Below are 24,400 nucleotides of genomic sequence, written 5' to 3'. Positions count from 1 at the left end.
CGGGTCAGGGGTTTCGACCTACAAGTGAAGATAGATTCCCGCCTTCGCGGGAATGACATAGGCGCGGCTCGTTTGTGTGGTATAGACCTTGCCACCCAACCGTGCGCCCATCCCGTGTCACCCTGAGCGCAGTCGAAGGGTGAATCCTGCGCGTTATCTACAAATCGGCGCCGGGCCGCCGTTGAACATATAGTCCACCATGTACACCAAATCGGCGATGTCAATATCACCGCCCGAGCCATCGACATCGGCCGCCGCCATCACCGGCGGTGGCGGGCCGTCGTTGAACATGTAATCGACCATGTAAACGAGATCGGCAATGGTGACATCCGGACCACCGTCACCGTCAACGTCACCACAGGCCAGACTGGAATTGGTCACCGTGAAGACAACCGACTCGGAACTGTTCGAAGCACCGTCGATAGCCTCGACTTTCCAGTATGTCAGAATGTCGGGTTGCAACGGATTGGGAAGAGCCAATTCCGACGTGGTCAGACCGCTGTATGTGACTGTGTTTGGACCGGGCGTGAAGGCCGGGTCGGTGGAGACATACAGCGAATAGGTGACCGGGGCTCCGGCCTTGGTCTCATCGCTCCAATCAAAGAAAGGCTGTGGCTCTAAAGTCACTGTCTCATCGGCCGGTTCCGAAAGTTGCGGCGGATCGGGTGGCGTTGTATCGAGCGTGAATGACCACACAGCCGAGTATTCCGAGGAGTCTGCGTTTGTCGTCTTGAGCGACTTGACCCGCCAGAAGTAGTTCCCTTCGTCCAGGCTGATGTCCAGCGTGTACAGATTGGTGTCGACTGTTCGGGAGGTCACATCCACACCGAAGGTTTCATCGGTTGAGATTTCCAGACGATAGCGGTCTTGATCATGTTTCCACGATGTTGCCCATGCGAACGAGGGCGCGCTGGGCGGATAGGACCCTAGCTCCGGCGCCGCGAGTCGCGGTTCCAACAAAGGCAGGTACCAGTTGGCCGTGTAGGTTTCTGAGTTGCCGTCGCGCGAGTCGGTCCAGACGGCGTTGGTTTTGTCGTGGTAGGCGGTGACGCCGATATACTCACCGATCAACCCGGCGCGCGAATCGGACAGCGGGCGCAACCATCCGGTCTCGGGATCTATGATCGGTCCGTTCTCCTCGTCGAACTTTAGATCGCCGGGTGACGACGAAGCCGTGGTGATTCGGTGATTGCTGGTGAAAGTCAAGCCGCCGTCGAACGAGTAGGCCGCCATCAGATCAAACAGGTAGTAGTTGGGCGAGTCATAGCGCTGGTCATAGAATATCACCATGATGACACCTTCCTGGTTGACGATCAACCAGGGATGGAAACTGTCGATCAAGTCAGATTCAAGCGCGTCGTTGATCTGAATCCGTTCCGACCAGGTAGCGCCGTTGTCCAATGACCGAACGAAATCAACGTCACTTCTGTCGGTATCTTCAGGTCCGATATTGGTAAACGACATATAGATGTTGCCGTCGAACGGTCCGCCGGTAATGTCGGCGTCAGCCGCCGGCGCCGAGTACGTATTGACGCCGCCGTTGGCATACTGATAGCCGCTGACGCCAAGCACGGTGTCCGGGTAGGTGAAACTCTGACCGCCATCAGTTGAGATAGCATGCTTGATAGACTGGTTTCCGGTACAATTGCCGGAAGAGTCATAGGCCCACCCCTGCCAGAAACAATGCACATCGCCGTTTGAGTTGACCAGCGGAAAGGCAAACTGCCCGGCATCACGAACTCCGCAGCCCGATGGAAACTGCTGCGGTCCGACCACTATAGTGTCCTCAAAAGTCTGAGCGCCATCGGTGGAACGAACGAACTGCAGACGGTTGGGACCATCATAGAAGCGAGCCCAGATGCAATAGATATTACCGTCATGGATGCCACCGGTGCGGTCGACGGCCACAAACTGCTTGTCTTCAAAGGTGACGGCGCTGCCGCTCCAAACACACGGCACCGGTCCGGTCCAGGAGATACCTTTGTCGGTCGATTTGTAAAACACAATCGTATTGAGTCCGGAAAAGCCGAAACCGTCCCAGTCCATTGACGACATGATGAAATTCCCCTGACGGTCGGCATTCATGGTTGGGTCGGATTGCTTGGAGTCAAAGCCGAACATCTGCATCCACGGTTTGTTGATCAGCGAGTCGGTCCAGGTCAAGCCGCCGTCGTCGGAACGACCGATTCCTACCTGACGGTATCCGAGACGAAAGTCGCGCCAGTTGGCTATTATCACGTTGCTATCGGTCGGGCAGATCCATACTTGCTGCTCGTTGTTGAGCCAGTTTTCGACGTAGGTCAGGCGGATGTTGGCAGGGGGTGGCAGGCTGCTGTCGGCAAAAGCGGCGACGCCGATCAGCAATAGGGTGATGATGAGGGTTGCCGTTAGCAATTGACGTGTCATTTTGGCTCTCCTTTGTCGTGGGCCGACTGGTCGGCATTTTGCGAGTACGGTCTGAGGTAACCGAGTTTCTGCAAGATACCGGTTTGTTCGTTTTTGTCAATGCACATACGCCCGCCCCTATGGGGAAGGCAAACTCTGCGTTTTATACAGCACAGCGGTGAGGGTGTGGGGTTTGGTTAATTAGACGAATTGGAGAAGTATTTGTTTAGGAAGGAGTGAACACCAGGACATTATTCGTAGAAAGGTGAACCGTAATGTGTGTCGAGCTTCACTTCGCTTTGACTAACTTGATAGTTCGATAAGCACCTCCTGCTTTGATTGTGCAAAGGTATACACCACTTGCGACAGAGTTACCGGCAGCATCTGTGCCACCCCATCTTGCTGTGTATGATCCGGCCGGTTTGACGTCATCAACCAACGTGGCAACTTTCTGGCCCAATATATTATAAACAGACAGGCTCAGCCTTGAGGTTCGCGGAATTGAGTACTCTATGGTCGTGGAAGGGTTGAACGGGTTGGGGTAACCGGGATCGATTCTGAGATCGTCTGGTACAACGCCATGACCGTTCGGGTCTGATGACCCCCGCCATTGAAACCTGAGAAGGCTGTTGTGATCGGCAACAAAGAGCATAGAGTCCCTTGAGGCAACGCCCATCGCCGCGCCTTCAGTGTCGTATGTGCATACTTTCTTAGTAGCAACGGGGTCAGAGATGTCAACCACTTCGATCCCATTCCGTGCCGTCGCCAGGAAGAGAAGATCACCTGCCAGTGATATGTCTTGGATTCTCGAGGAAACGTACGAGCCGATTTGCTTCGGTTCGAGTGGGTTCGTGACATCCAGAATGAAAACTTCGAAATCGGCGGCCAGGACAAGAGTGTTCCCCCATTTTGCCAGGTAAATGACCCACAGGGGCTCATCATTAGCCGGATACTTCCCTACCGCGACAGGTTGGGTCGGATCAGACAGGTCGAAAACCCGTAGGCCTGCGTATCGATCCGATACATAGGCATACTGTTCGGAAACGATGACCTCAATAGCGAAATCGTTGGTGTTAGATCGTCCGACGACTGTTGGCACAGTTGGCTCTGAAATGTCGAAGACCAATAGACCCTGGCTGCCGCCGGCGACGAAGGCATATTCACCGTCAGTTGCGACATCCGAAGTCCAACCATTTATCGAGGCACTGCCTACAATGCGGGGATGGGCAATGTCAGAAACATCAGCAATCAACAAACCGGTTAGCTGATCCGCTATCAGCAGTATGTTCCCCGCGACGTCCATACCGCGCGGCGATTCAGGTCCTTCGATTTCTGAGACCGCAATGAGCGTGTCTGATCCGGATACATCGACGATAGATACGCCCCCAGTTTCATCTGCTACAAATGCGTGTTGCCCCACTACCTTTACCGAAGTGGCGTAACCAGGGTGCGGATAGGCGCCCACGGCAACCAACGACGATTCATCTGAGACATCAAGGATCAATAGATCGCCCGTATCGGGCGATTGCGTAAGATTTGATGCTGGTAAAAAGCCCCTTCCCGCCTGCGCACACAGAACCTGATTGAACTCGGATTCATTGAATAGCAATGGAGCCGAATTATCAACAAAAGCGAGTGCCTCATGCACATTCACTTCATAAGCCCGACCCAACGGGGGAAAACAACCTGTTGGTTGCATTGCCAAGCGATCTGTTATGTCAAATACAGCCACGCCTGACTCACCGGCTGCCAAGTATGCATAGCTGCCTCGAACGGTGACGCTCATCAGATCACCCCAGACATCGTAGCTCGAAATAATCGAGGGAGAGTTGATATCCCGGACATTGATGACACTTAAAACAGATTGGTAAGACGGCTGTCGACTCGACAACCCGGCAACGAGCGCAAGTGTATCGCCCAGATCAACATCAATAGCAATCTGGGGAACTGTGATACGGGCAATCTGGAGCGGTGTGGCAGGTGTGGATATGTCGACCAAGTAGAGGTCGTTTGCCGCGATAAATGCAACTCCACCTGAAACGACAATGCCTCGAAACGTCATGCTGGAATTGACGGGAATGACTACACTGGCGACAGCCGACGGGGAATGGGGGTTCGTCACGTCGATAACGTGCATTGAGTCCAAGCAAATGGCGTAGACAAATCCGTCGTCAAAGGCAAGATTGGCGATCCAGCCATCAAGTGGGGCTGACCCCACTAGCTGCGATCTACTGGGATTTGATACGTCCACCACAAGAAGGCCGGAGTATGTGGTCCCACAGAAGACCGTCGATCCTGACTTGGCCAGACAGTTAACCCGGGTATTCAAATAGGTTTGGGAGATCATTGTGGGCAGTGTTGGGTCGCTCGCGTCAATAACCATCAAGCCGTTAGTCATCGCGCAATAGATGTAATCTCCATCAACCAGAATGTCGTGACGACCACTCCACAGAGCACTCCCCGCATATTGCAATTGGACCGAATCTACTTCGGCAGAATAGAAGTTTTGCTCAGCCTGCGTCTCTTCCGCACACAGCCCAAGACAAGCTATTGTAATGACTGACAACAGCCGCAAGATCAAGCCTCTCCAGAAACACTCTTTCCCTTTGTACACTTACTAATATAGGACGTTTCGTACTGTTTGCAAGGCCGTTTTTTGAGGTTCATAGGACTGCGGGCGCACAGTACTCTCCGCTACCGTTTAGCGCCCCCCGTGTTGACAAGAATACGCCGGTGCACGAGGACGTACACCGGCCACAATGAAGAAGGCGGGTTGTGGTTGTCGAGTTTTCAGACTCGGCCACGATCACCCGCGCGATCTGATAATCACGCGGGCACAACAAAGCGGCAGATGTGGACATCTGCCGCTCACATTGGGTGGCACCCTCAAACCCGGTTTGGAGGTGGCTTTTCTATTCTCCGTCCCAAACAAGGTTTGAGACGGCCACCGGTCCGTGGGACCGCCGCAGGCGGGTTTCGACATCACGCGCTTGGCGAGATTCTTCTCTGGACGTGGCCCGGACTTCATACCGGAGGGGATTATGAATTCCAGTCATTCCGGGCTTTGACACGGAATCCAGTTCTTCAATCCCCCACCTAAAGCTATGCAGAACGTGGTTCTCTTATTGCCCTGGTGACACCTACTTCAGCAGTAGCATCTTTTTGGTCTGCTGTGAATCTCCAACCGTCAATCGATAAAGGTATACCCCGGAAGCGTGACCCGATGCATCCCACCCTGCAGTGACTGTTCCACTCGGTACAGTTCGATCCAGAAGGGTCTCAACCCGTTGGCCAAGGATGTTCAGCACCTCCAGCGTGGTATGCGCGCTGCCGGTTAGGTAAAAAGAAATGGTTGTCGAGTGGTTGAACGGGTTCGGGAAGTTCTGATGGAGCGTGAATGTGGTCGGCAGATCGAGACCGTTATTGCTGCCGGGTGACACATATCTGAGAATCCCGTATGTGTCTCCTACCCAAACGTATTCATGCGTGGCGCACACCGCGACAGCAAACAGCGGTGTGTGAATCTGACTCGCCAATACAATCTGGCCCGGATCGGACACGTCAAAGATAAGTGCCCCCGCTTCCGCTGATGCAGTATACAGATAGTCGCCGTTGGTAGCGACATCTCTAATCTCGGCTCCATTCCACTCACTCACTCCAACGGGATTCATAGGGTCGGAGACGCTGATGGCATGGAGTCGCGCGCCTCCGCCCGCGTACACTAAGGTGTCTTGTACTGCAAGATTGAGGATGTATGATCCCATGAAGACCCCGATAACACTGGGACTGGCGGCGTTCGCAACATCCACAACAAGCATGCGGTCGCTGGCTGCGACATAGGCATGACTACCGTGAACAGCGACGTCCATTATCAAACCACCTTCCAGAAAAATCGAGCCGACCACGTGCGGTGCGTTTGGGTCGGTAATCTCAACGATCTCAAGTCCGTACTGGCTCTCTGTGACGTAGGCATAATTGCCCTGCACATCGACGGCGCCGGCGGAACTTTGAGTGACTACCTCCCCAACAGTCACGACACTGTCGAGGTTGGACACATCCATAATGTGCAGCCCTCGTGGACCAAGGGGAACGTATAGGTAGTCACCTGAGACACATTGTTTTCCCGCTAGTTGTGGCAATTCTATGCTGCGCTTCCTCGTCACGGTGTCTGAATTCGAGTTGTCCACTACTACAATATCGCCTGACAACTCAGACACATAGACGTGTGAGTCGGAGACCGCTAGATAGCGGTGCAAAGCGCCTGTGGGAACACGTCCGATCAGGGTTAGTGACGGTGGATCGGACACGTTGACAATCTGGAGATCACCGGGGCGAGTCAGAGAATCGGCCCTGGAAGTGGAATCCGGATCACAAATCCGACCAGGCGACTGAGTCCACGCAGGCATATCGTCGGAAACGATTAGATGGTCGCCGCACATAACTATGGGGCCGGCTATTCCTGGACCCATGTAGCACCCGGCAATCACCGGTGACGTCGGATCGGTCACGTCGAATGAGACTATGCCGGTCATACCACAACTGACAAATACGTTCTGGGAACTCCTCGCCATGTGATAAACGCCAGCGCCAATCTCGTGAGTCGCAATGATCTCAGGCAGGAGTGGATTCGCAACATTCACAATGTTGAACTTGGAACGACCCGGCGGTTCACCGCATGGATGGTTAGCGATGAACACGAGACTGTCCACCACGGCGAGATCCTTGGCGCAGTCTATATCCGGCCACCCGATGGTAGATACTACCTCCGGATGTGCGGGATCGGCGATACTGACAACAAAGAATCTCTGTGCGGCAAGGTACATGAGGGTATCGGCGACGTAGAATCTGGCATCACCCCCGTTCCTTGGCAGGATCATGTCACTCGTTATGACAGGGTACGTCGGAATCGAGATATCAACCGTGACGAGGCGTGTGCCGCAACTGAGATAGGCGTAGTCACCCGCCACGGCCATGCCCCCCTCATCACACGAATGATCGAGTCGGCCTAAAAGCTCAGGCGCTGCTGGCTCGGTAACGTCGAATACGCTCAATCCGTCGACCGTACGACCGTACAGGTAGGGCTTTTGGAGCGCCAAGGAGTATGTGAGGCTGCCGTTCATATACACTTGGCTAACCAGGGAAGGTTTTTCAGGGTTTGATAGATCCAGAATCTTAACGCCGAACACCATCGCTGCATACAATAAGTGACCGTCCACAATCATGTCACTAAAATGGGACCATGCCGTGCTTCCCGCATACTTCAACTCCAGCGAATCCTCAAAGTCAGACTGCCGATCATACTCCGAACAGTGAGCCGTCGCACACAGCCCAAGTGAAACAGTAATGATGATAGATATTAGTTTCAAAACAGTTCTTCCCATCGATGCACCCAAGTCTTTGTGCATCATTTCGATATAGGGCATATCTCTTTGCTGGCAAGGCTATTGTGAGAACCGCCAGAGCAATGGCGCGGCTCAGTGGAGGCGTACGTTCCCGCCCGTCATGGCCCGTAAGACAGGCCGGTGCACGAGGACGTACACCGGCCACAGTAAAGAAGGCGGGTCCGAAGACGGACCCACCCTACTCGTTGAGATTTCACAGTCCTCTTAGCCGCGCGATCTCGTTGTGTCAACCGGCAGCTACGCGCCGACCTCTTCGGCCAGGCGATACCGTTTGTAAATCCGAGCGTAATGCCCGTCACCGGCGATCAACTGATGATGCCTACCGGTTTCGACCACCCGTCCGTTGTCCAGCACGAAAATATTATCCGCGCTCTCAAGGGTGTCCGGACGATGCGTGATCAGGATCGCCGTCATACCCGGCATCACTTCGTGCAACCGCTGCCAAAGAGCGGTCTCGGTGCGCGAGTCCAAGGCCGAAGTGCAATCGTCGAGGATCAATATCTTCGGTTTGGCCACCAGCGCCCGGGCCAGAGCCAGTCGCTGTTTCTGACCACCCGAGATCGACATGCCGCGTGTCCCAATTGCAGTTTCGATACCTTTGGGAAAGGTAGCGATTTCGTCTTTGAGCTGCGCGACATCGATCGCCCACTCCAGCACGGCATCGGAGACACTCTCGCGTCCGAACAGAATGTTGTTCTTCACCGTGTCCGAGAACAGCGTCGGCTCCTGTGGTACGTAGCCGATATTGCTGCGCAGGTCCTCAAGTCGGAACATCTTCAGATCATTGCCGTCGAGCTTGACCACACCACCGGTCGGTTCGACCAGGCGCGGGATCATGTTTATCAACCAGCTCTTGCCGGAACCAACCCGACCGACGACGGCCACAGTTTGACCGGCTTCGATCTCAAGCGAAATGTCATCAAGGATATCCCGCTCACCATCGGGGAACCTGAACCGAACGTTCTCAAAGGTCAATCGTCCGACCACATTGCCGTTGGCGCCTTGATGACCGTTGTCGGCCACCATCGGAGCTACCTTCTCAAGCTCGACCAGCCGGTTGATAGACACCGCCGACTGGCGCGATTTGACCAGGAACTGACCGATGTCGAACATCGGGAAAATCAGGTAGACCGTCAAATAGACAAAGGCGCTGAGCTTGCCGACCGACAGATTACTGTTGATAGCGAGGTATCCGCCACCGACTATCACAATGATGATGCCGAGCTGCCAGATGTAATGGTACATCGACTCAACGACAGTCATCGCTTTGATCGTTGAAATCTCCGCATTCCGGCGATCCTGCACCGCCGTCTCGAAACTCTTCTTCTGAGCCGGCTCTTTGACATACGCCTTGACTACGCGGATGCCCGAGAAACAGGCTTCCATGACATCGTTGAAACGCGAAATGCGTGTTTGCAGATGGTCATAACGTTTGTCCAAAACCGATGCGCTCACGAAGAAGATTACAATCAAAATAGGCAACGGACCGGCCGTCCACAAGGTCAACGTCGGATCGATTGTGGTCATCATGTAGATCGTGAAAGCTACGAAAGCCAAAGCCTCGTATAGCCGGAATATACCACTACAAGCAAACCACGACAGTTTCTCGGCCACATCGTCGGTCATGCGGGTTACCAGATCACCGGTTCGAAAGTCGTTGAAGAAATTCGGTCCCTTCAGTGTGATCCGGTCGAACGCATCCTGGCGAAACAGCCACTCCAGTTTCAGGTTCATCCAGGCTCGATGCGATTGTACCACTGAATACAGAATCCCGGCCGTTAGACCGAGTATGACCAGAGTAAGGGCCAGTCCGGCGGCGGTCGACAGACCATAACTATGCGCCGCGTCATCTATCAGGTGCGCCGCCCAGTGATCGGAAACTTGACCGCTTTCGAAGTAGTCGATACTGAATTCGATCGTTCTCGGAATCGACACCTGGAAAGCCGCCTGGATTGGCGTCAGTATAATCAACAATGCCAGTACATACTTGTAACGGCGATAATATCGCCAGAACCATCTTATTTTATCCAGCATCTGCTAACACTCCGTTTCTATGCTTGAACTGCAAGTGGAACAGTTTCGAGTAGTAACCGTCCTGCAGTAACAATTCTGTGTGTGAACCGCGTTCGATTATTTCTCCGCGGCGGATGACCAGAATCTGATCGACATCGAGAATCGTCGACAACCGGTGGGCCACGATTATCGAAGTACGATCGGCCATCAGTTTCTTAAGCGAACTCTGAATAGTCCGCTCCGTCTCCGGGTCGACCGAGCTGGTCGCTTCATCGAGCAGAAGGATATCCGGCTCGGATGCCAACGCGCGCGCGAACGATAGTAGCTGACGTTCACCGCGGCTGAAATTGGACCCTTTCTCGGAGACCTCGGTGCCGTACTTGTCCGGCAACTTGTCGATGAACCGGTCGGCTTCGACTGTTCGGGCTGCATCCTCGATGGTTGCAGCTTCCATCTCATCTGAATCCAGCGAGATGTTCGACGTCACATCGCCGGGGAAGAGAAAGATATCCTGTAACACCAGGGCAAACTGGCCGCGCAGGTCGGCTTTGCGGATGTCGCGTATGTCAACGCCGTCGATGGTGATGCGACCCTTTTGTGGATCGTACAGCCTGAGCAGCAACGATATCACCGTGCTCTTGCCGCCACCGGTTACGCCGACCAGCGCGAACCGCTTGCCGACCGGAATCTCGAAACTGACGTCCTTCAACGCATAATTGTCATCGTCGGTGTACGAAAACCACACCTTCTCAAACCGGATCGATTTTTTGAGACCGGTCAGGCGCACCGGGTTGGCCGGGTCCAGCAGTCTTTGTGGTGTGGACAGCAGGGCAAAGATCCGCTTGGCGCCGGCCACAGCTTTTTGAATGGTCGACAACTGTTCCGAAACGCGCCAGATAGGCTCGAACGACTTCCAAATCAATACAATGAACATGATGAACGTGCCGGACGTGATCAGGTGCGCTTGGCGCCATTGATCGCCAAAAAACAAAACCAGCGCTAACATCACCGATTCAAAGAAGAAGACAGTGTTGAAGAACAGCACTACGGCAATATTGACATAGGTATCTTCGGCGAACTTCTCCCGGTTGGCCGTACTCACCCGCTGCTGCGCATAGGCGCCGCGATGGAATATCTGCACAATCGACATGCCGTGCAAAAACTCCGTCAAGGTAGCTGTCACTTCGGCCATTTTCTTGCGAACGTTCAAGAACCGCTTGGTCGTCTTACGTTCGAAAATCACTACCAGCAGCGCAACTATCGGCACCACGATCAACAGAAGCGAGGCCAGCCGCCAACTGTAATAGAACATGACCGCGTAGATTCCGGCCACCAAAAGAAAGTCACCCACCACCAGCACCACAGTGTTGGTGAAAAGCATCCTAAGCGCTTCCGTGTCCGACTCGACCCGGGCCAGCAGTCGACCTACCGGGTTCTTGTCGAAGAACGAAACATCCAGCGACAGAATATGGTGGTATAGTTTGCGTTTCAGGGCAACCATCACATCCTGTCCGATAGTTTCCAGACGAATGCGCTGAATATACTGAAACAGGATGGTAGCAACCTGGAGCCCGCCGATGGCCAGAGCGGTCCACAGAAGGCCGTCGAAGTCGCCGCTTTTGATGTCGGTATCGACCGCTGTTTTGATCAGAATCGGCCAGTAAATCGACAGCAAAGTGGCACCGGCCAGGAGACCGAGACAGAACAACAGACCCTTGGTGTGTTCTTTTAACAGGGGGAGCAGCCGGCCGAACGCCTTTTTGGAGCCTATATCTTTTTCCTCGGCGGTTGCTTTCTCATCTTCATAGAATTCAGCGGTCATTTTCTCACCTTCTTTTCATTCAGTCGTTTATGTTGAAGGCTCGACGGGACTTAGCTCAAAAAAGAAACCCGCCGGACCTTTTCGGTTGCGGCGGGTTGAAATCTTTATGTGAATCTGTTCACAAGCGATTCATACACCACCCGCCGCGAAATTTCGGTACGCCATTCGAGATATAGTTATTCATTTGATTCAACATCAAACTCTCCTCGTAACAGTTTCGCGGCGGATTAGCGTTTCATTCCAATACTTGACGTTTCTATTTGGCGAATGTTTCGACTAATTTATGGATTTCTTAATCGATGTCAAACACTTTTTTGTTTTTTTTGTGCGACGACTTCCCCAACTGTCATTACGGCGCCAAAACTGGAATCCAGTCTTCGGTTGGGTGGTCGTCTCGAACTTTGTTTGGGACGGGTGCGTGTTAGGCAGAAGATCACCCCCAAACCGGGTTTGAGGGTGCCACCCACTCGCCGTCTCACACAAGGTTTGGGACGGTTATTGGCACAATAGGTTCACCCTTCGACTCCGCTCAAGGTGAGGTTGGGAGCACCCACTTTGAGGCTACAAAGCGCGGAGCGCACAAAGGTGATTTATACCGCGACGCACAAAGAAGCGACTTGTCGCCTTGCCTGTGAAAAATCTTGCTCATACGCACTGGCATTCATTAGTATCCGGTGTGACTGAGGCAATTGACAAGAAACGGCGGAGCGCTTGACATGAAACGATCAAAGAAGAGTCTCATAGTGTTCGGCATATTCGGCTTGTTGATCCTGATTCAGTTCGTCCCCGTAACTCGCGACAACCCGCCGGTGACCGGGGAGTTCGATGAGAATTCGGAGGTACAGAAGGTCTTCCAGCGGTCGTGCTATGATTGCCATTCCAATACTACCGTCTGGCCGTGGTACTCGGTGGTAGCGCCGGTGTCGTGGGTCGTGGCTGACCATGTTGGAGAGGCGCGCGAGCATCTCAACTTCTCCACCTGGAAGGCTCTGCCGGCCGACAAGCAAGCACACGCTCGCGAGGAAATATGGGAGGAGGTCGAGGAGGGTGAGATGCCGATGACCGGCTACCTGATGCTGCACTCCGAGGCTAGGCTATCGGACGATGACAAAGCACTGATCCATCAATGGTCTACAGAGTTCGCACCGCCGCCGGACTCTGCGGATAGTGAGCATGATGACGATTCTGATGAACACGAAGGACATGATCACTGAACGATTGACCGAGTGATTCGTAGGGCGGGTCCGTCTTCGCCCGCGCGCCGTGGCGTGAACCCGCCTTTCCGTGCGTATTGTACGTCCTCGTGCACTACGCACCCATTGAAAACAAAGGAGTCTTGGAATGCGACGATTTGTCTGCTGGTTCTGTCTAATCTCGCTCAGCGTTGCCGCGGTTTCTGCAGCCACCGACAAGCAACTGGAACTCTTGGAGATGGCCAACGCGGCCATGCAAGCCAAAGAGTTCGACAAATGTGCCGAGCACTATCGAGCTATCATTGAGATCGGCGCTCGCAACCCGCTCACTTTCTACAACGCCGCCTGCTGTTGTGCTCAGTCCGACGGTCTGGATCAGGCCTTCCTCTACCTGGATACAGCCATAGCCATAGGCTACCGAGATGTGACCTGGCTCCAAAAGGACGCCGATCTGACGTCACTGCACACTGATGATCGGTGGCAGGAGATCATCAAGAAGTGCGAAGCTGCTGCCGAAGAGTTCTTTCGGGTCAACAACCGGGAATTGGCTTGGCTCTGTGATGAGGATCAGGCGGACCGACAACTGGAGCGTTGGGAGGGTATGGATGTTCGAGACGCTCGACGTCGATCGCGTGTGATGGAAATGCTCAAGGACGGTCAGGTCATCTCAGCCTCGGACCACTTCAATGCCGCCTTGATACTTCAGCACGGGGATGACAGCAGCCACTATTTGCTGGCCCATGAGTTGTCCCTTAAAGCCGCCGAGCTTGATTCTACACTGAGCAGTTACCTCTGGCTGGCGGCGGCGGCCAAGGATAGATATCTATGGCACGTTGGCCAACCGCAATGGTTTGGCACCCAGCGCAAGCCGGTCGATGGGGTGTGGACGATTGAGCCGATTGACACCACCGTGATAACCGATGATGAACGTCGCAAATGGAACGTCCCTACGCTTTCCGAAGCCAGAAACCTGGCTAAGCGGATGAACGACGAGGTGGACCCTACCGATCACGAGCACAAATAGCACGGGTCAGGCATGTAGCGACTGTCTTTCATATCAAGTGAGTTTTGGGTTCCAGTGCTCGTTCTCGGTGAGCATGTCGGATCCGTCTTCGCCTGCGCGCCGTACCGTGAACCCGCCAGTTGTGTCTGGGCGGGGGGAAAGCGAAGGGGGCGCGAAGCGCGAGGAACCGATTTATCGGTCATGCCGGACTTGATCCGGCATCCAGTCTTGTTTCGTGCGTGGTGTACGTCCTCGTGCGCCACGTACTATGTCACCCACGGCTTGACCGTGTCACCCTTCGACTGCGCTCAGGGTGACACTAGGAAGATGGATTCCCGCCTTCGCGGGAATGACACCCATAAATGGGTCTTTCGCGCTGCGCGCGCCCTGAATCGTGGCTTAGCTGCCGAGCCCCGTCTTGGCTTTCATGAACTCGCGGTTTAGCTGGCCGATGAAACGGATGTTGATCTCCTTCGGACAGACAGCCTCGCACTCATAATGATTGGTGCAGTTGCCGAAACCCTCAGCGTCCATCTGCGCTACCATTTTCTCGACACGGTCGGATGCCTCAACCTGTCCCTGAGGAAGGTTGGCGTACTGCGTGACCTTGGCCGACACGAACAACATCGCCGATGCGTTCGGACAAGCCGCCACGCAAGCGCCACACCCGATACAGGAAGCTGCGTCCATAGCCAGTTCGGCTTTCTCCTTCGAGATCGGGATAGCGTTGGCGTCGGGTGTGCCGCCGGTGTTAATAGAAACAAATCCACCCACCTGTTGGATACGTTCAAAAGCTGAGCGGTCAACGATCAAGTCCTTGACCACGGGAAATGCGCGTGCGCGCCAGGGTTCTATGTAGATCGAGTCGCCGTCTTTGAAGTGTCGCATGTGCAACTGACAAACAGTCGTGCCCGGCTCTGGGCCGTGCGCGATACCGTTAATCATCAGCGAACACATACCGCAGATACCTTCACGACAATCATGATCGAAGGCGATCGGGTCGATGCCTTTTTCGGTCAGGTCCTCGTTGGCCACATCGAGCATCTCCAGAAAGGACATGTGCGTGCTAATGTCCCTTGCATCGTAACGCTCCATCTTCCCCTTGTCCGAAGCGTTCTTCTGCCGCCAAACCAAGAGAGTCAGGTTCATTACTTGTAACTCCTCGTGGCCAGTTCCACATTTTCGAATTCCAGTGTTTCCTTGTGCTCGGTGGGTGTTTTGCCGACTCCCTGATACTCCCAGGCAGTGACGTGCGTAAACTCGGCATCGTTGCGCATCGCCTCACCTTCGGCCGTCTGACTTTCCTCGCGGAAATGTCCACCGCACGACTCGGTTCGGGTAAGTGCATCCTGACAGACCACTTCACCGAACTCCAAGAAGTCCGCCACCCGTCCGGCCCGTTCGAGCGACTGGTTCAGTTCGTTGTTGTCGCCCGGCACGAGAACATTCTGCCAGAACTCTTCACGGAGTTTGGGTATCTCTTCGATTGCTTTTCGCAAGCCGGCATCGTTGCGCGCCATGCCGCAGTTTTCCCACATGATTTTGCCCAGTTCACGGTGGAACGAATCGACCGTGCGCTTACCGTTGACACCGAGCAGTTTCTTGGTGCGGTCGGATACTTCCTGTTCGGCTTTTTTGAATTCGGTATGGTCGGCTTTCACGTCACTCACTCCCGACCGTGCCAGCCAGTTGCCCATCGTGTAAGGTACCACGAAGTATCCATCGGCCAGTCCCTGCATCAAGGCCGAGGCACCCAGCCGGTTGGCGCCGTGATCGGAGAAGTTGGCTTCACCCAGCACGAACAGTCCCGGCAGGTTGCTCTCAAGATTGTAATCCACCCACAAGCCGCCCATTGTGTAATGCAGCGCGGGGTAGATGCGCATCGGAACCTGGTACGGATTCTCGCCGGTGATCTTCTCGTACATGTGGAAGAGGTTGCCATATCGTTCGCGGATAACATTCTCACCCAGCCGTCCGATAGCATCGGCAAAATCAAGATAGACACCCAGACCGGTTTCACCGATTCCGCGACCTTCATCGCACGCTTCTTTAGCCGAGCGTGATGAAATGTCCCGTGGCGCCAGATTACCGAAACTGGGATACTTCCGTTCGAGATAGTAGTCGCGATCCGATTCCGGGATATCGTTGGCCGCTCTTTTGTCGTCGGCGCTTGTGGGAACCCAAATGCGTCCGTCATTGCGCAATGATTCGGACATAAGGGTCAACTTTGATTGATAGTCGCCGCTTACCGGGATGCAAGTCGGATGAATCTGCGTGTAACAGGGATTGGCAAAAAAGGCACCCTTTTTGTAGGCGCGATAGGCAGCGGTAACGTTGCAGCCTTTGGCGTTGGTGGACAGATAGAAGACGTTTGAGTATCCACCGGTGGCCAGCACGACAGCATCGGCGGCATGCGAACTGACAGCGCCTGAGACCATGTCGCGCACGACGATACCGCGGGCCCGTCCGTCTGCCACGACCAGGTCAAGCATCTCGGCGCGGTTGTACATAGCTACCTGACCCTTGCCGATCTGGCGGACCAGGGCCGAGTAGGCACCCAACAGAAGCTGCTGGCCGGTCTGACCGCGGGCATAGAAGGTTCGGGATACCTGCGCCCCGCCGAACGAGCGGTTGTCCAGCAAGCCGCCGTAGTCACGCGCGAACGGCACACCCTGGGCGACGCACTGGTCGATGATGTTACCGGAAACCTCGGCCAGACGGTAGACGTTGGCCTCGCGAGACCGGAAGTCGCCGCCTTTGATGGTGTCATAGAAAAGACGGTAGGTGCTGTCACCGTCGTTTTGATAGTTCTTGCTGGCATTGATCCCACCCTGGGCGGCGATACTGTGGGCGCGGCGCGGGCTGTCCTGATAGCAGAAACAGGAAACGTTATAACCAAGCTCAGCCAGCGAAGCCGCAGCCGAGGCGCCGGCCAGTCCGGAACCTACGACTATTATAGAGTACTTCCTTTTGTTGGCCGGGTTGACCAGCTTCATGTCGAATTTGTGTTTGTCCCACTTTTCTGCCAGCGGGCCGGAGGGAATCTTGGGATCGAGTGTCATATTAGTGTCCTCCCGGCAGGCTGATGAGGTTCAACAGGACGGCTACCGGCATCGATGCATAACCAACAAAGAACAAGATAGCCGCAATGTTACCAACCCGCTTCAGGCAGGTGCGGCATGATGGTCGGGTCAATCCGAAAGTCTGAAGCAAACTCGGCAAGGCGTGATTGATGTGAAAGGCCAAAGCAAACATAGCCACCAGGTAGACTATAGAGATCAGATAATTCTGAAAACCGAGAATGACCATCGAGTAAACATCAAAGCGTCCGGCCGCATCGGTCAACGAGGCATACTCCGGATTAGTCGTGATGAAAGTGAAGTGCAACAGATGGTACAACAGATAAAGAAAGATCCCTAGCCCCGACCAGATCATCGTTCTCGACGTCAGGCCGGTTTCGACAGGATCCATGCGCCGGTAAGAAATCGGTCGGGCCGATTTGTTCTGCAGGTATAGCCGTACACCCGTCCAAACGTGGATCACCAAGAACAGGGCCATCGTCCCGCGGACTATCCACAGGAGCTTGCCCAAGTCGTGCAGAAAAAGGGCGTAAGCGTTTAGTTTCTCCTGCCCCAGGAAGATTTGAAGGTTACCAATCAGGTGGCCGGCCACAAAGCCGATAAACGTGACTCCCGTGACCGCCATCCAGATTTTCTTACCAATCGACGAATAACCCGATCCCCGAACTGATTGGGAAACCGGTGTTTTTGCAGCAGTTGTCATACTCTCTCCAAGTTTATCGAGGTAATAAACAGGGCTGCAAGAACATGTCAACAGAAATTGATTTTGCGGACTTTGTGGGTTCTATTTGGTCGCCGAATCAGATCGTGGGTATAAGAAACCAGTGAATGAGGAATCAAAGTCTATTTGGCAAGGATAGTCCCGCAGCCCGATCCAGTCCTCTATCAAGAGAATTCGGTTGACAATCTTCGGCTCTGCTGGTATAATCTAAGCCGCTAAATTGTCGATACTTACGGAATAAGCGAGAGAATAAGTTGTTGATGTATAAGCATCAGGAGAGAAATATGCGGACGAACACCCTACTTGTCGTCACTGGCTTTTTACTGGTTGTTGCCGTTGGCTCAGCCGGGGCCACCGACATAACGCTGAAACTATCCGGCCCGGGGGCGGCTGGTGAAGCCACGATCAAAGCTGGGCAGCCGGTTTCGGTGGACATTGTAATCGAAAACGACACCATTTTCACCGGTTTCACCATGGGCTTCAAGATCACCTCGCCCGATTTGGAGAATGTCGTTCATGTGGCCGACTCAGGTAACGGCCTTAATGAAGCCGGGGACATCAAAGGGTACAACGGCTGGCAGGATGAGTCGGTCTGGGACCTCAACGGCGTCTTTGTGCGTGAGACGGACTGGGACGGCAAGCTTCCGGACACGCTCGGTTTTGGTGGTCTGTCGGTGAAGAAGAAATACACCGCTCACAAAGCCGAAAAGAAACTGTCTTTCGACGTCATGGTGCCTCAGGCCGGTACCATCGTAATCGATTCAGCTTTTTTCCCGCCGGGCGGTAAGTGGTTATACTCAGCACCGGCCAGGCTGGGTGTTTCGACCTCACCGAGCTGGGGTGGACCGTACAAATTCAAAGTGGTCAAATAAGCCACCGAATCTGAAAGCCCACCCTACCGGGCTTGTTGATAAACCCCTGGATCGCGGGGTGGTGTTGGGCGACCCCGCCCGACACCTGCCGTCAAACCCGTCGGCTGTCAGGCGAGTCGCCTGACAGCACCGCCACCGCAACGCGCTGCACCTGGCGACGCACAGGGTTTGTCAATACACCCTAACCGGTGGGCTTTTTTTGTGTCGATATGATTATTGCCAAGCCAAGATGTGGTTTCCGTCAAGGCACAGGCTTGTGCCTGATTGGTCTACTATTCTTGTCACTGAATGCCTTTCACCAGGATGGCACGGCCGCCCAAGAGTTGGACAGCAATAGAGTCTTGTCCGAAGATAGCACTCAAGAGTCTTCGGCGTCGGTCGACTCAAGCCGGAATTTTGTGGTTTCTATCGAACGTGTAACCATCCACACCGGTCGGATTATGGACACGCTGGAAATTGTCCTGGAACCCGGCAACAATCTTATGGCCGGCTTCGATTTTCGGGTGGGCGTCGAAAGCGAGTTCATAGAGATTCTCAACATTCTGCCGGGTGAGATTCTGGATTCCTGTTCATGGGAGTTCTTCAATGCCAAAATGGTCGAACCGGCCCAGCGTGAGAACTGTCCCCGATCGGTATGGCACGTGGTGGCGCTGGCCGAAGTTATTCCGGACGAAACCAGGCCGGCCTGTTTCGGATTCAAACGACCGGCCTCGCTGGTGCGGCTGATAGTCTCAAGCGAGCATGTTGAGCTGGTCCCCGACACTACGGCGGCCGTTTACTTCTTTTGGGAACGATGCTCGGACAACAGTATCTCCGGTGTAAGAGGAGATACTCTATCGATGTCAAGTCAACTATATGACTATTACCCGGTACCTGACCATGAAACCGAGAGTATCTTTCCCACCCGTCTCGGTGCACCGAAACAATGTGTGGACCCCGCGGCCAGGAACCTACCGATCCGGCGGATTGACTTCCACAACGGCGGCGTTGAGTTCGAGTTGCGCCTGATGCCCAAACCATTGCCGGATACTAGCGGCGGCCGGACGACAGACTCGCTCTGATTCTTCTTGCACCCCAAACCAGCCACGACTATATTGCAGCGGTGCGGGGGGACTAAATCGACCGCCGACACACCCCCCCAAAATCCAGATTCGACAGGCAGGGCAGAGAGAAAAATCGAATCCTAGGAGATGCATCGTATGGAACCATCAGAAAGCGGGCAGGCGAGTGTTCCGGTCGAAATCGACCAGATGAAACTGGAGATGTACATGCAGGAAGTGCGCGACAACCAGAACCTTGGTATGGGGGTGATGGCCGGGTTGGCGGCTGCGGCCGTTGGCGCTTTGATCTGGGCAGGAGTCACTTATGCTACCGAATACCAGATCGCCTGGATGGCAGTTGGGATCGGTTTCCTGGTTGGCTTGGCGATACGTCAATTTGGAGCCGGGGTCGATGTCAGTTTTGGGATTGCCGGGGCGGTGCTGTCGCTGATCGGTTGTTTGTCCGGCAACATCCTCACCTACTGTATCTTCATCGCGAAAGAAGAAGGTGTTCAGGTATCCGAAGTTATCTCACATCTCGATCTTCAGATCACTATGGAGTTGCTGATTGACACTTTCAGCCCGCTCGATATTTTGTTCTACGGGCTGGCTTTGTATTACGGATACAAGTATTCGTTCCACAAAGTATCGGAGGAGAAGCTTAAGGAGTTCGTCAGGCCGAGCGCGGGGTAGCGGTGCAAGAAACCCCGCGTAGCGCGGGGTGTCATTCCTGCGCCCCTCTGTCATTCCCGCGAAAGCGGGAATCTATCTTCGTATTTCGTGCGGCGGCAGGCCGGTAAGCAGGCTTCATGGGCGTATCCAATCAGCTTGTCAGGTGTCATCGTTCTTTCTCTGCAATTCGCTCAGTCTCCTGATCACGACAAAAGCGGTCATCGGACTGACAACGACAATCAGCGCGATGATAGTAATCGCAGCTACCTGTTCCAAGGACAGCACCTGGATAACTGTTTCAATGCTTGCGAGGTTCATCTTCCATGGTTCTCCACCTCTGACGATGTTGGCCAGCCCAAGGTAGGATGTATAGTAATCGTAGATCAGGAAAGCTCCCCACACCAGCATTATACCGCGCATACCTTGACGCTTGTCCCAGATTGCCTGAGTGATCAGGTTAAGGGAAAACGCTCCTATCCCAATGGCTGCCGGCAACCCCCAGAAATATAGTGGCGATTCACCGCTCAAATTGAAGAGTGAAACTGCCCCGACAAATGACGTGAATAGATCATAAGCCCCTACCACAAGGAGCCCCACAATTGCCAGTCTGTAAACCTGAATAATCACCACTAACCACCTTTCACCGGAAATAGTCGTAAACGAGTAGGACTGTCAGTAACAATAGCATAAGGAATATTATGGGGATGAAGTACTGGTTTGGCCAATCTGTTTGATCTGTAAGTTTCGTGTGTTTGTCCTCCATGTCCTCCCGGTACTCCTTGTACTCATTCTGCTTATACTTCCTTGAGCGCCTTTTTATCAATTCATGCAATACAAGCAGAGCACTCAAGATTGTGATAATAAGTTTGCACACGTCGAGCACTTGGGTAACCCCTATGGAATAACGGTCCGGCACATTCTACGTATAAAAACATAAGAAAGATCGCTGGGCAGAATTGTCAATAGATTAGGATGTCTTTTTTTGGACTGTTAGGCTGGGAGATGTAGTAAATGTGACGCTTTGTGACAGGGTCCGACAAGAGCGTGGCGGGTCATACTCATTGTGCTATCAACAACGTGTTTATTCCCCCTCACCCCTTATAGCACACATCCAAGGTGCGGGCGGCGTGTACTTCGTCAAGACGACGGACAGGAGTATCGTGCGGCGCGGTTTTGACCAGGTCGGGATTCTCCTGGACTTCGCGCGCGATCTGTTTCATGATGCGAGCAAACTCATCAAGCGTCTCTTTGCTCTCGGTTTCGGTCGGTTCGATCATGAGTGCTTCGGGCACGATCAGCGGGAAGTAATTGGTGGGGGAATGAATGCCGAAATCGAGCATACGTTTTGACATATCGTGCGTCCGCACGCCCAGCTTTTTCTGACGGCTGCCCGAGGCGACAAACTCATGCATGCAGGGTCCATCGAATGGAATCTCGAAGTCATCGCGCAAGAGTGCTTTGAGATAGTTGGCGTTGAGCACGGCCACTTCGCTGACCCGCTTGAGTCCTTCACCGCCCAGGGTGCGGATGTATGCGTAGGCCCGCACCATGTTGCCGAAATTTCCGTAGAAACTGTGTAAGCGACCGATAGAGTCCGGTCGGTCATAGTTGAAAAACAGGCCGCCGTCTTTGTCCTTGTCCAACACCGGCAGCGGCTGGAATCGGTCAAGCTCCGCCGTGGCGCCCAGAGCGCCGGCGCCGGGCCCGCCGCCACCATGCGGTGTGGAGAAGGTTTTGTGCAGGTTGAAATGCATGAGGTCAAAACCGACATCGCCGGGTCGGAAGATACCCATGTTGGCATTCAAGTTGGCGCCGTCCATGTACATCAGGCCACCTTTGGCGTGTACGATCTCGGCGATTTGTTCAACATGCTTTTCGAAAATCCCCAGCGTGTTGGGGTTGGTCAGCATCATTCCGGCCACTGTTTCATCCATCACTTCGGCCACCGCTTCGGGTGACACCACGCCCTGTTCGTTGGACGCTATGGGCAGCGCCGTGTAGCCGACCGTGGTGACCGAGGCCGGGTTGGTACCATGCGCAGAATCGGGTATGATAATCCGATGCCGTTGTTCACCCTTACCCTTGTGATACTCTCGCATGACGAGCAGCCCGGCAAACTCACCGTGGGCACCGGCTACCGGTTGCAAGGACATTGAGGGCAGCCCTGAAATCTCCGAGAGACAGGCGGCTAAGTCCCACATGAGATGCAGGATTCCCGGCGCGGTACTGCAGGGAGAGAGGGGGTGATGGTTGGCAAAACCGGGCATTGATGCCGCCGCATCGTTTAGCTTGGGGTTGTACTTCATCGTGCAGGACCCCAGCGGATAGAACCCTTTGTCGATATGATGATTCTTGATCGAAAGTTCGACAAAGTGACGCATGGCCTCACCCTCGGTTACTTCAGGTAACGCGGCATCGTCGCCACGTCGTAACTCAGCCGGGATAGCGGCGAGGATATCGGTTTCGCTTTTTTGACACCTGGGAAGTGTGTAGCCTTTGCGTCCGGGAGCGGACTTCTCATATATCAGAGTTCGATGTTTCATAACAGTCTTGTCTTACAGGCTTGGTCCCAAACTTAGTGTGACTGATCATCCTCCTCAGCCGGTGTCGTCAATTTCACGATCTGTTGCCTGCAGTATTCGGCATCACCATGATTTGGGTGGTTCTCTATGAATGCTTCGAACTGGGCCACCGCCTTGGCTGTGTCACCCGTTTTTCGATATATGATGGCTGTCCATATCTCGGCGTCGGTACCGGCGGGCAGGTCACCGAAGTCCGCTGTGATTTGAGCATAGTCGGCCAGCGCCTTGTCGTAGTTTTTGGCGCGCCGGTGCATGTCGGCCAGGGCGATCCGGCACTCACCCGACAAGCTGTCGAGTGCATCCCCTTCCTCAAGCGCCCGGGTGTACCAGTAGGTGGCATCCTCGGTGCCGCCCCGATACTTATACTTCATGCCAATCTCCATGAAAAGCGCACGGTCGGTTTTGGCGGCGGCCCGATTCAGCAGGTCCTCAAGCGTACCGATCCCGTTAGCGTAATCACGAAACTTCTGGACAAACGGTACCGGGGGGATATAGCCGATCAGCCGATCAACTTCCTTACCGTCGGCACCCAGCATCACGATAGTGGGGTAACCGGAGATGCGGTACTCCTGGGCAAGGATAGTATCCTCTTCGGCGTTTATTCTCACGAAAGCCATTTCATTATTAAAGAACTTAATAGCAGCAGAATCTCTCAACACGACCGTGTCGATCATCTTGCAGCCCGGTCACCACTCGGTATAGAAATCGACGACAATCGGTCGGCCGGACTCGCCCACCGCCGCTTTGGCTTCTTCTATGCTGGAGTAAACAGTTGGCGAAGACATAACATTGGTGGTCTCAACCTCCTGTTGACCGCAGGCGACCGCCATTATTATCAGAGCCGTCAGAAGCAAGACGATGGAAACATGTCGCATAATAACTCCTTGTTATATCAAGTGTCGTTTATTCATCAGCTTGCTCGCCGTACAGTTCATCCCCCAGAACCGCTTCGAGAATGGCCAGGGCTTCATCGTGAAACTCCCGTGGCACCATAATCAGGCTTCCATCATCCGGGCCGTTAGGATCAATGGGCGGTTGTGGGTTTTCGGTTCCGAAGACGGCGAACTTCGAAGGCAGTACCATCGACGGGATATTGGATGAGTCGAGCGAGCCTTTTGCCACCCGTGTTTGGTCGTGATTGACAACTCCTCCGACCACCATCCAACTGTCGTCGGGCATCATTGCCGCGCCTTTACCGGTGAGCGAATGTTCCACCAGCGGTTCGTCACAGTCCGGGCAGATTCCGATACCGTTCTGAAACACATATTTGCACTTGGGGCAAAACGGCACTTAGACACCTTCCCTTCGCCATTTGTCGCCGAGCGTCATGTCCAGGGTGTCGGCTGCTTCCCTGACGAATGACTGCGGCACCGAAATCTCGAAGACGCCAAGTTTACCGCCATCGAAAACAGAATTGAGCGGCAAACCAATGTTCCCAAAAAAACCTGCGCGGGAGACGACAACGGCCGGGATATCCAATGACTTCAACGTCTCGCGAGCGAGATCGGCAAAGGGGCGATCTTCAATGGTACCCAGTACCACCCACTCCTGCTCCGTCTCTTTGGCATGTTCCCAGCCGCAGATTGAGCAATTCACCTGGCCGTCCGCAATCTCT

General features: G+C 54.1%; 19 protein-coding genes. 5 read left to right on the top strand and 14 right to left on the bottom strand.

The genetic code is table 11. The annotated features are described in order from the left end of the window. Positions 1-153 precede the first annotated feature (153 nt). The 5 genes from OEV49_08235 to OEV49_08215 all read right to left on the bottom strand — a co-directional run bounded on the left by OEV49_08235 (position 154) and on the right by OEV49_08215 (position 11,622). Positions 154-2,406, bottom strand: a complete 2,253-nt coding sequence (locus OEV49_08235) for a glycoside hydrolase (GenBank protein ID MDH3891061.1) — start codon at positions 2,404-2,406, stop codon at positions 154-156. 268 nt (positions 2,407-2,674) lie between these two features. Beyond that, entirely contained in the window at positions 2,675-4,960 is a 2,286-nt protein-coding gene (locus tag OEV49_08230) for a T9SS type A sorting domain-containing protein (GenBank protein MDH3891060.1), read from the bottom strand. A gap of 565 nt (positions 4,961-5,525) precedes the next feature. Next, the gene (locus OEV49_08225; protein ID MDH3891059.1) at positions 5,526-7,808 is read right to left on the bottom strand and encodes a T9SS type A sorting domain-containing protein; all 2,283 of its coding nucleotides are present in this window, start codon (positions 7,806-7,808) and stop codon (positions 5,526-5,528) included. A 216-nt stretch (positions 7,809-8,024) separates the two neighbouring features. Next, positions 8,025-9,821, bottom strand: coding sequence for an ABC transporter ATP-binding protein/permease (locus tag OEV49_08220; GenBank protein MDH3891058.1), 1,797 nt, complete (start codon positions 9,819-9,821; stop codon positions 8,025-8,027). Next, the gene (locus OEV49_08215) at positions 9,811-11,622 is read right to left on the bottom strand and encodes an ABC transporter ATP-binding protein/permease (GenBank protein MDH3891057.1); all 1,812 of its coding nucleotides are present in this window, start codon (positions 11,620-11,622) and stop codon (positions 9,811-9,813) included. The genes OEV49_08220 and OEV49_08215 overlap by 11 nt, the downstream gene beginning before the upstream one ends. Positions 11,623-12,338: 716 nt before the next feature. Here OEV49_08215 and OEV49_08210 point away from each other — a divergent pair. Together OEV49_08210 and OEV49_08205 are read left to right on the top strand one after the other, a co-directional pair. Then, a complete protein-coding gene (locus tag OEV49_08210) occupies positions 12,339-12,836 on the top strand; it encodes a heme-binding domain-containing protein (protein ID MDH3891056.1) in 498 nt (165 codons plus the stop codon). A 127-nt stretch (positions 12,837-12,963) separates the two neighbouring features. Next, on the top strand, positions 12,964-13,839 hold the full coding sequence (locus OEV49_08205; protein MDH3891055.1) for a hypothetical protein: 876 nt from the start codon (positions 12,964-12,966) through the stop codon (positions 13,837-13,839). A gap of 378 nt (positions 13,840-14,217) precedes the next feature. Here OEV49_08205 and OEV49_08200 read toward each other — a convergent pair whose 3' ends face one another. Genes OEV49_08200 through OEV49_08190 form a run of 3 tightly spaced genes read right to left on the bottom strand, consistent with a single transcriptional unit; the run spans position 14,218 to position 17,601 of the window. Beyond that, complete coding sequence (locus tag OEV49_08200) at positions 14,218-14,967, bottom strand: succinate dehydrogenase/fumarate reductase iron-sulfur subunit (protein ID MDH3891054.1); 750 nt, start codon at positions 14,965-14,967, stop codon at positions 14,218-14,220. Continuing rightward, positions 14,967-16,880, bottom strand: coding sequence for a fumarate reductase/succinate dehydrogenase flavoprotein subunit (locus OEV49_08195; protein ID MDH3891053.1), 1,914 nt, complete (start codon positions 16,878-16,880; stop codon positions 14,967-14,969). The genes OEV49_08200 and OEV49_08195 overlap by 1 nt, the downstream gene beginning before the upstream one ends. 1 nt (position 16,881) lies before the next feature. Further along, positions 16,882-17,601: a succinate dehydrogenase cytochrome b subunit gene (locus OEV49_08190; GenBank protein ID MDH3891052.1), complete on the bottom strand. Its 720-nt coding sequence runs from the start codon at positions 17,599-17,601 to the stop codon at positions 16,882-16,884. A 302-nt stretch (positions 17,602-17,903) separates the two neighbouring features. Between OEV49_08190 and OEV49_08185 the strand changes: the two genes are divergently transcribed. From OEV49_08185 to OEV49_08175, 3 genes are all read left to right on the top strand, one after another. Further along, positions 17,904-18,491 (top strand): hypothetical protein, encoded by a 588-nt coding sequence (locus tag OEV49_08185; GenBank protein MDH3891051.1) that lies wholly within the window; start codon positions 17,904-17,906, stop codon positions 18,489-18,491. Between the two features lie 278 nt (positions 18,492-18,769). Beyond that, positions 18,770-19,552 (top strand): hypothetical protein, encoded by a 783-nt coding sequence (locus tag OEV49_08180; GenBank protein MDH3891050.1) that lies wholly within the window; start codon positions 18,770-18,772, stop codon positions 19,550-19,552. A 138-nt stretch (positions 19,553-19,690) separates the two neighbouring features. Continuing rightward, positions 19,691-20,224, top strand: a complete 534-nt coding sequence (locus OEV49_08175; protein MDH3891049.1) for a hypothetical protein — start codon at positions 19,691-19,693, stop codon at positions 20,222-20,224. A gap of 138 nt (positions 20,225-20,362) precedes the next feature. Here the strand turns inward: OEV49_08175 and OEV49_08170 are convergent, their stop codons facing one another. The 6 genes from OEV49_08170 to OEV49_08145 form a co-directional block, all read right to left on the bottom strand. After that, complete coding sequence (locus OEV49_08170; GenBank protein ID MDH3891048.1) at positions 20,363-20,830, bottom strand: hypothetical protein; 468 nt, start codon at positions 20,828-20,830, stop codon at positions 20,363-20,365. A 464-nt stretch (positions 20,831-21,294) separates the two neighbouring features. After that, positions 21,295-22,746 carry an aminomethyl-transferring glycine dehydrogenase subunit GcvPB gene (gene gcvPB, locus OEV49_08165; GenBank protein ID MDH3891047.1) on the bottom strand — a complete coding sequence of 484 codons (1,452 nt, stop codon included), beginning with the start codon at positions 22,744-22,746 and terminating at the stop codon, positions 21,295-21,297. Between the two features lie 32 nt (positions 22,747-22,778). Next, complete coding sequence (locus tag OEV49_08160; GenBank protein ID MDH3891046.1) at positions 22,779-23,459, bottom strand: tetratricopeptide repeat protein; 681 nt, start codon at positions 23,457-23,459, stop codon at positions 22,779-22,781. 12 nt (positions 23,460-23,471) lie between these two features. Further along, positions 23,472-23,660, bottom strand: coding sequence for a hypothetical protein (locus OEV49_08155; protein ID MDH3891045.1), 189 nt, complete (start codon positions 23,658-23,660; stop codon positions 23,472-23,474). A 28-nt stretch (positions 23,661-23,688) separates the two neighbouring features. Further along, positions 23,689-24,075: a hypothetical protein gene (locus tag OEV49_08150; GenBank protein ID MDH3891044.1), complete on the bottom strand. Its 387-nt coding sequence runs from the start codon at positions 24,073-24,075 to the stop codon at positions 23,689-23,691. Continuing rightward, positions 24,076-24,381: a hypothetical protein gene (locus OEV49_08145; protein MDH3891043.1), complete on the bottom strand. Its 306-nt coding sequence runs from the start codon at positions 24,379-24,381 to the stop codon at positions 24,076-24,078. It lies immediately after the preceding gene. Between the last annotated feature and the right edge of the window lie 19 nt (positions 24,382-24,400).

Source organism: Candidatus Zixiibacteriota bacterium (assembly GCA_029860345.1).
Classification (GTDB): Bacteria; Zixibacteria; MSB-5A5; order GN15; family FEB-12; genus JAJRTA01.
This window is presented reverse-complemented; position numbering and strand designations above follow the sequence as displayed.

What these genes read in the sequence shown, in the direction of transcription:
- OEV49_08195 (MDH3891053.1), bottom strand. Translation starts at nt 16,880, where the DNA reads ATGACACTCGATCCCAAGATTCCCTCCGGCCCGCTGGCAGAAAAGTGG.
- gcvPB (MDH3891047.1), bottom strand. Translation starts at nt 22,746, where the DNA reads ATGAAACATCGAACTCTGATATATGAGAAGTCCGCTCCCGGACGCAAA.
- OEV49_08185 (MDH3891051.1), top strand. Translation starts at nt 17,904, where the DNA reads ATGCGGACGAACACCCTACTTGTCGTCACTGGCTTTTTACTGGTTGTT.
- OEV49_08235 (MDH3891061.1), bottom strand. Translation starts at nt 2,406, where the DNA reads ATGACACGTCAATTGCTAACGGCAACCCTCATCATCACCCTATTGCTG.
- OEV49_08220 (MDH3891058.1), bottom strand. Translation starts at nt 9,821, where the DNA reads ATGCTGGATAAAATAAGATGGTTCTGGCGATATTATCGCCGTTACAAG.
- OEV49_08200 (MDH3891054.1), bottom strand. Translation starts at nt 14,967, where the DNA reads ATGAACCTGACTCTCTTGGTTTGGCGGCAGAAGAACGCTTCGGACAAG.
- OEV49_08210 (MDH3891056.1), top strand. Translation starts at nt 12,339, where the DNA reads ATGAAACGATCAAAGAAGAGTCTCATAGTGTTCGGCATATTCGGCTTG.
- OEV49_08215 (MDH3891057.1), bottom strand. Translation starts at nt 11,622, where the DNA reads ATGACCGCTGAATTCTATGAAGATGAGAAAGCAACCGCCGAGGAAAAA.
- OEV49_08190 (MDH3891052.1), bottom strand. Translation starts at nt 17,601, where the DNA reads ATGACAACTGCTGCAAAAACACCGGTTTCCCAATCAGTTCGGGGATCG.
- OEV49_08225 (MDH3891059.1), bottom strand. Translation starts at nt 7,808, where the DNA reads ATGCCCTATATCGAAATGATGCACAAAGACTTGGGTGCATCGATGGGA.
- OEV49_08175 (MDH3891049.1), top strand. Translation starts at nt 19,691, where the DNA reads ATGGAACCATCAGAAAGCGGGCAGGCGAGTGTTCCGGTCGAAATCGAC.
- OEV49_08155 (MDH3891045.1), bottom strand. Translation starts at nt 23,660, where the DNA reads ATGCGACATGTTTCCATCGTCTTGCTTCTGACGGCTCTGATAATAATG.
- OEV49_08205 (MDH3891055.1), top strand. Translation starts at nt 12,964, where the DNA reads ATGCGACGATTTGTCTGCTGGTTCTGTCTAATCTCGCTCAGCGTTGCC.
- OEV49_08160 (MDH3891046.1), bottom strand. Translation starts at nt 23,459, where the DNA reads ATGATCGACACGGTCGTGTTGAGAGATTCTGCTGCTATTAAGTTCTTT.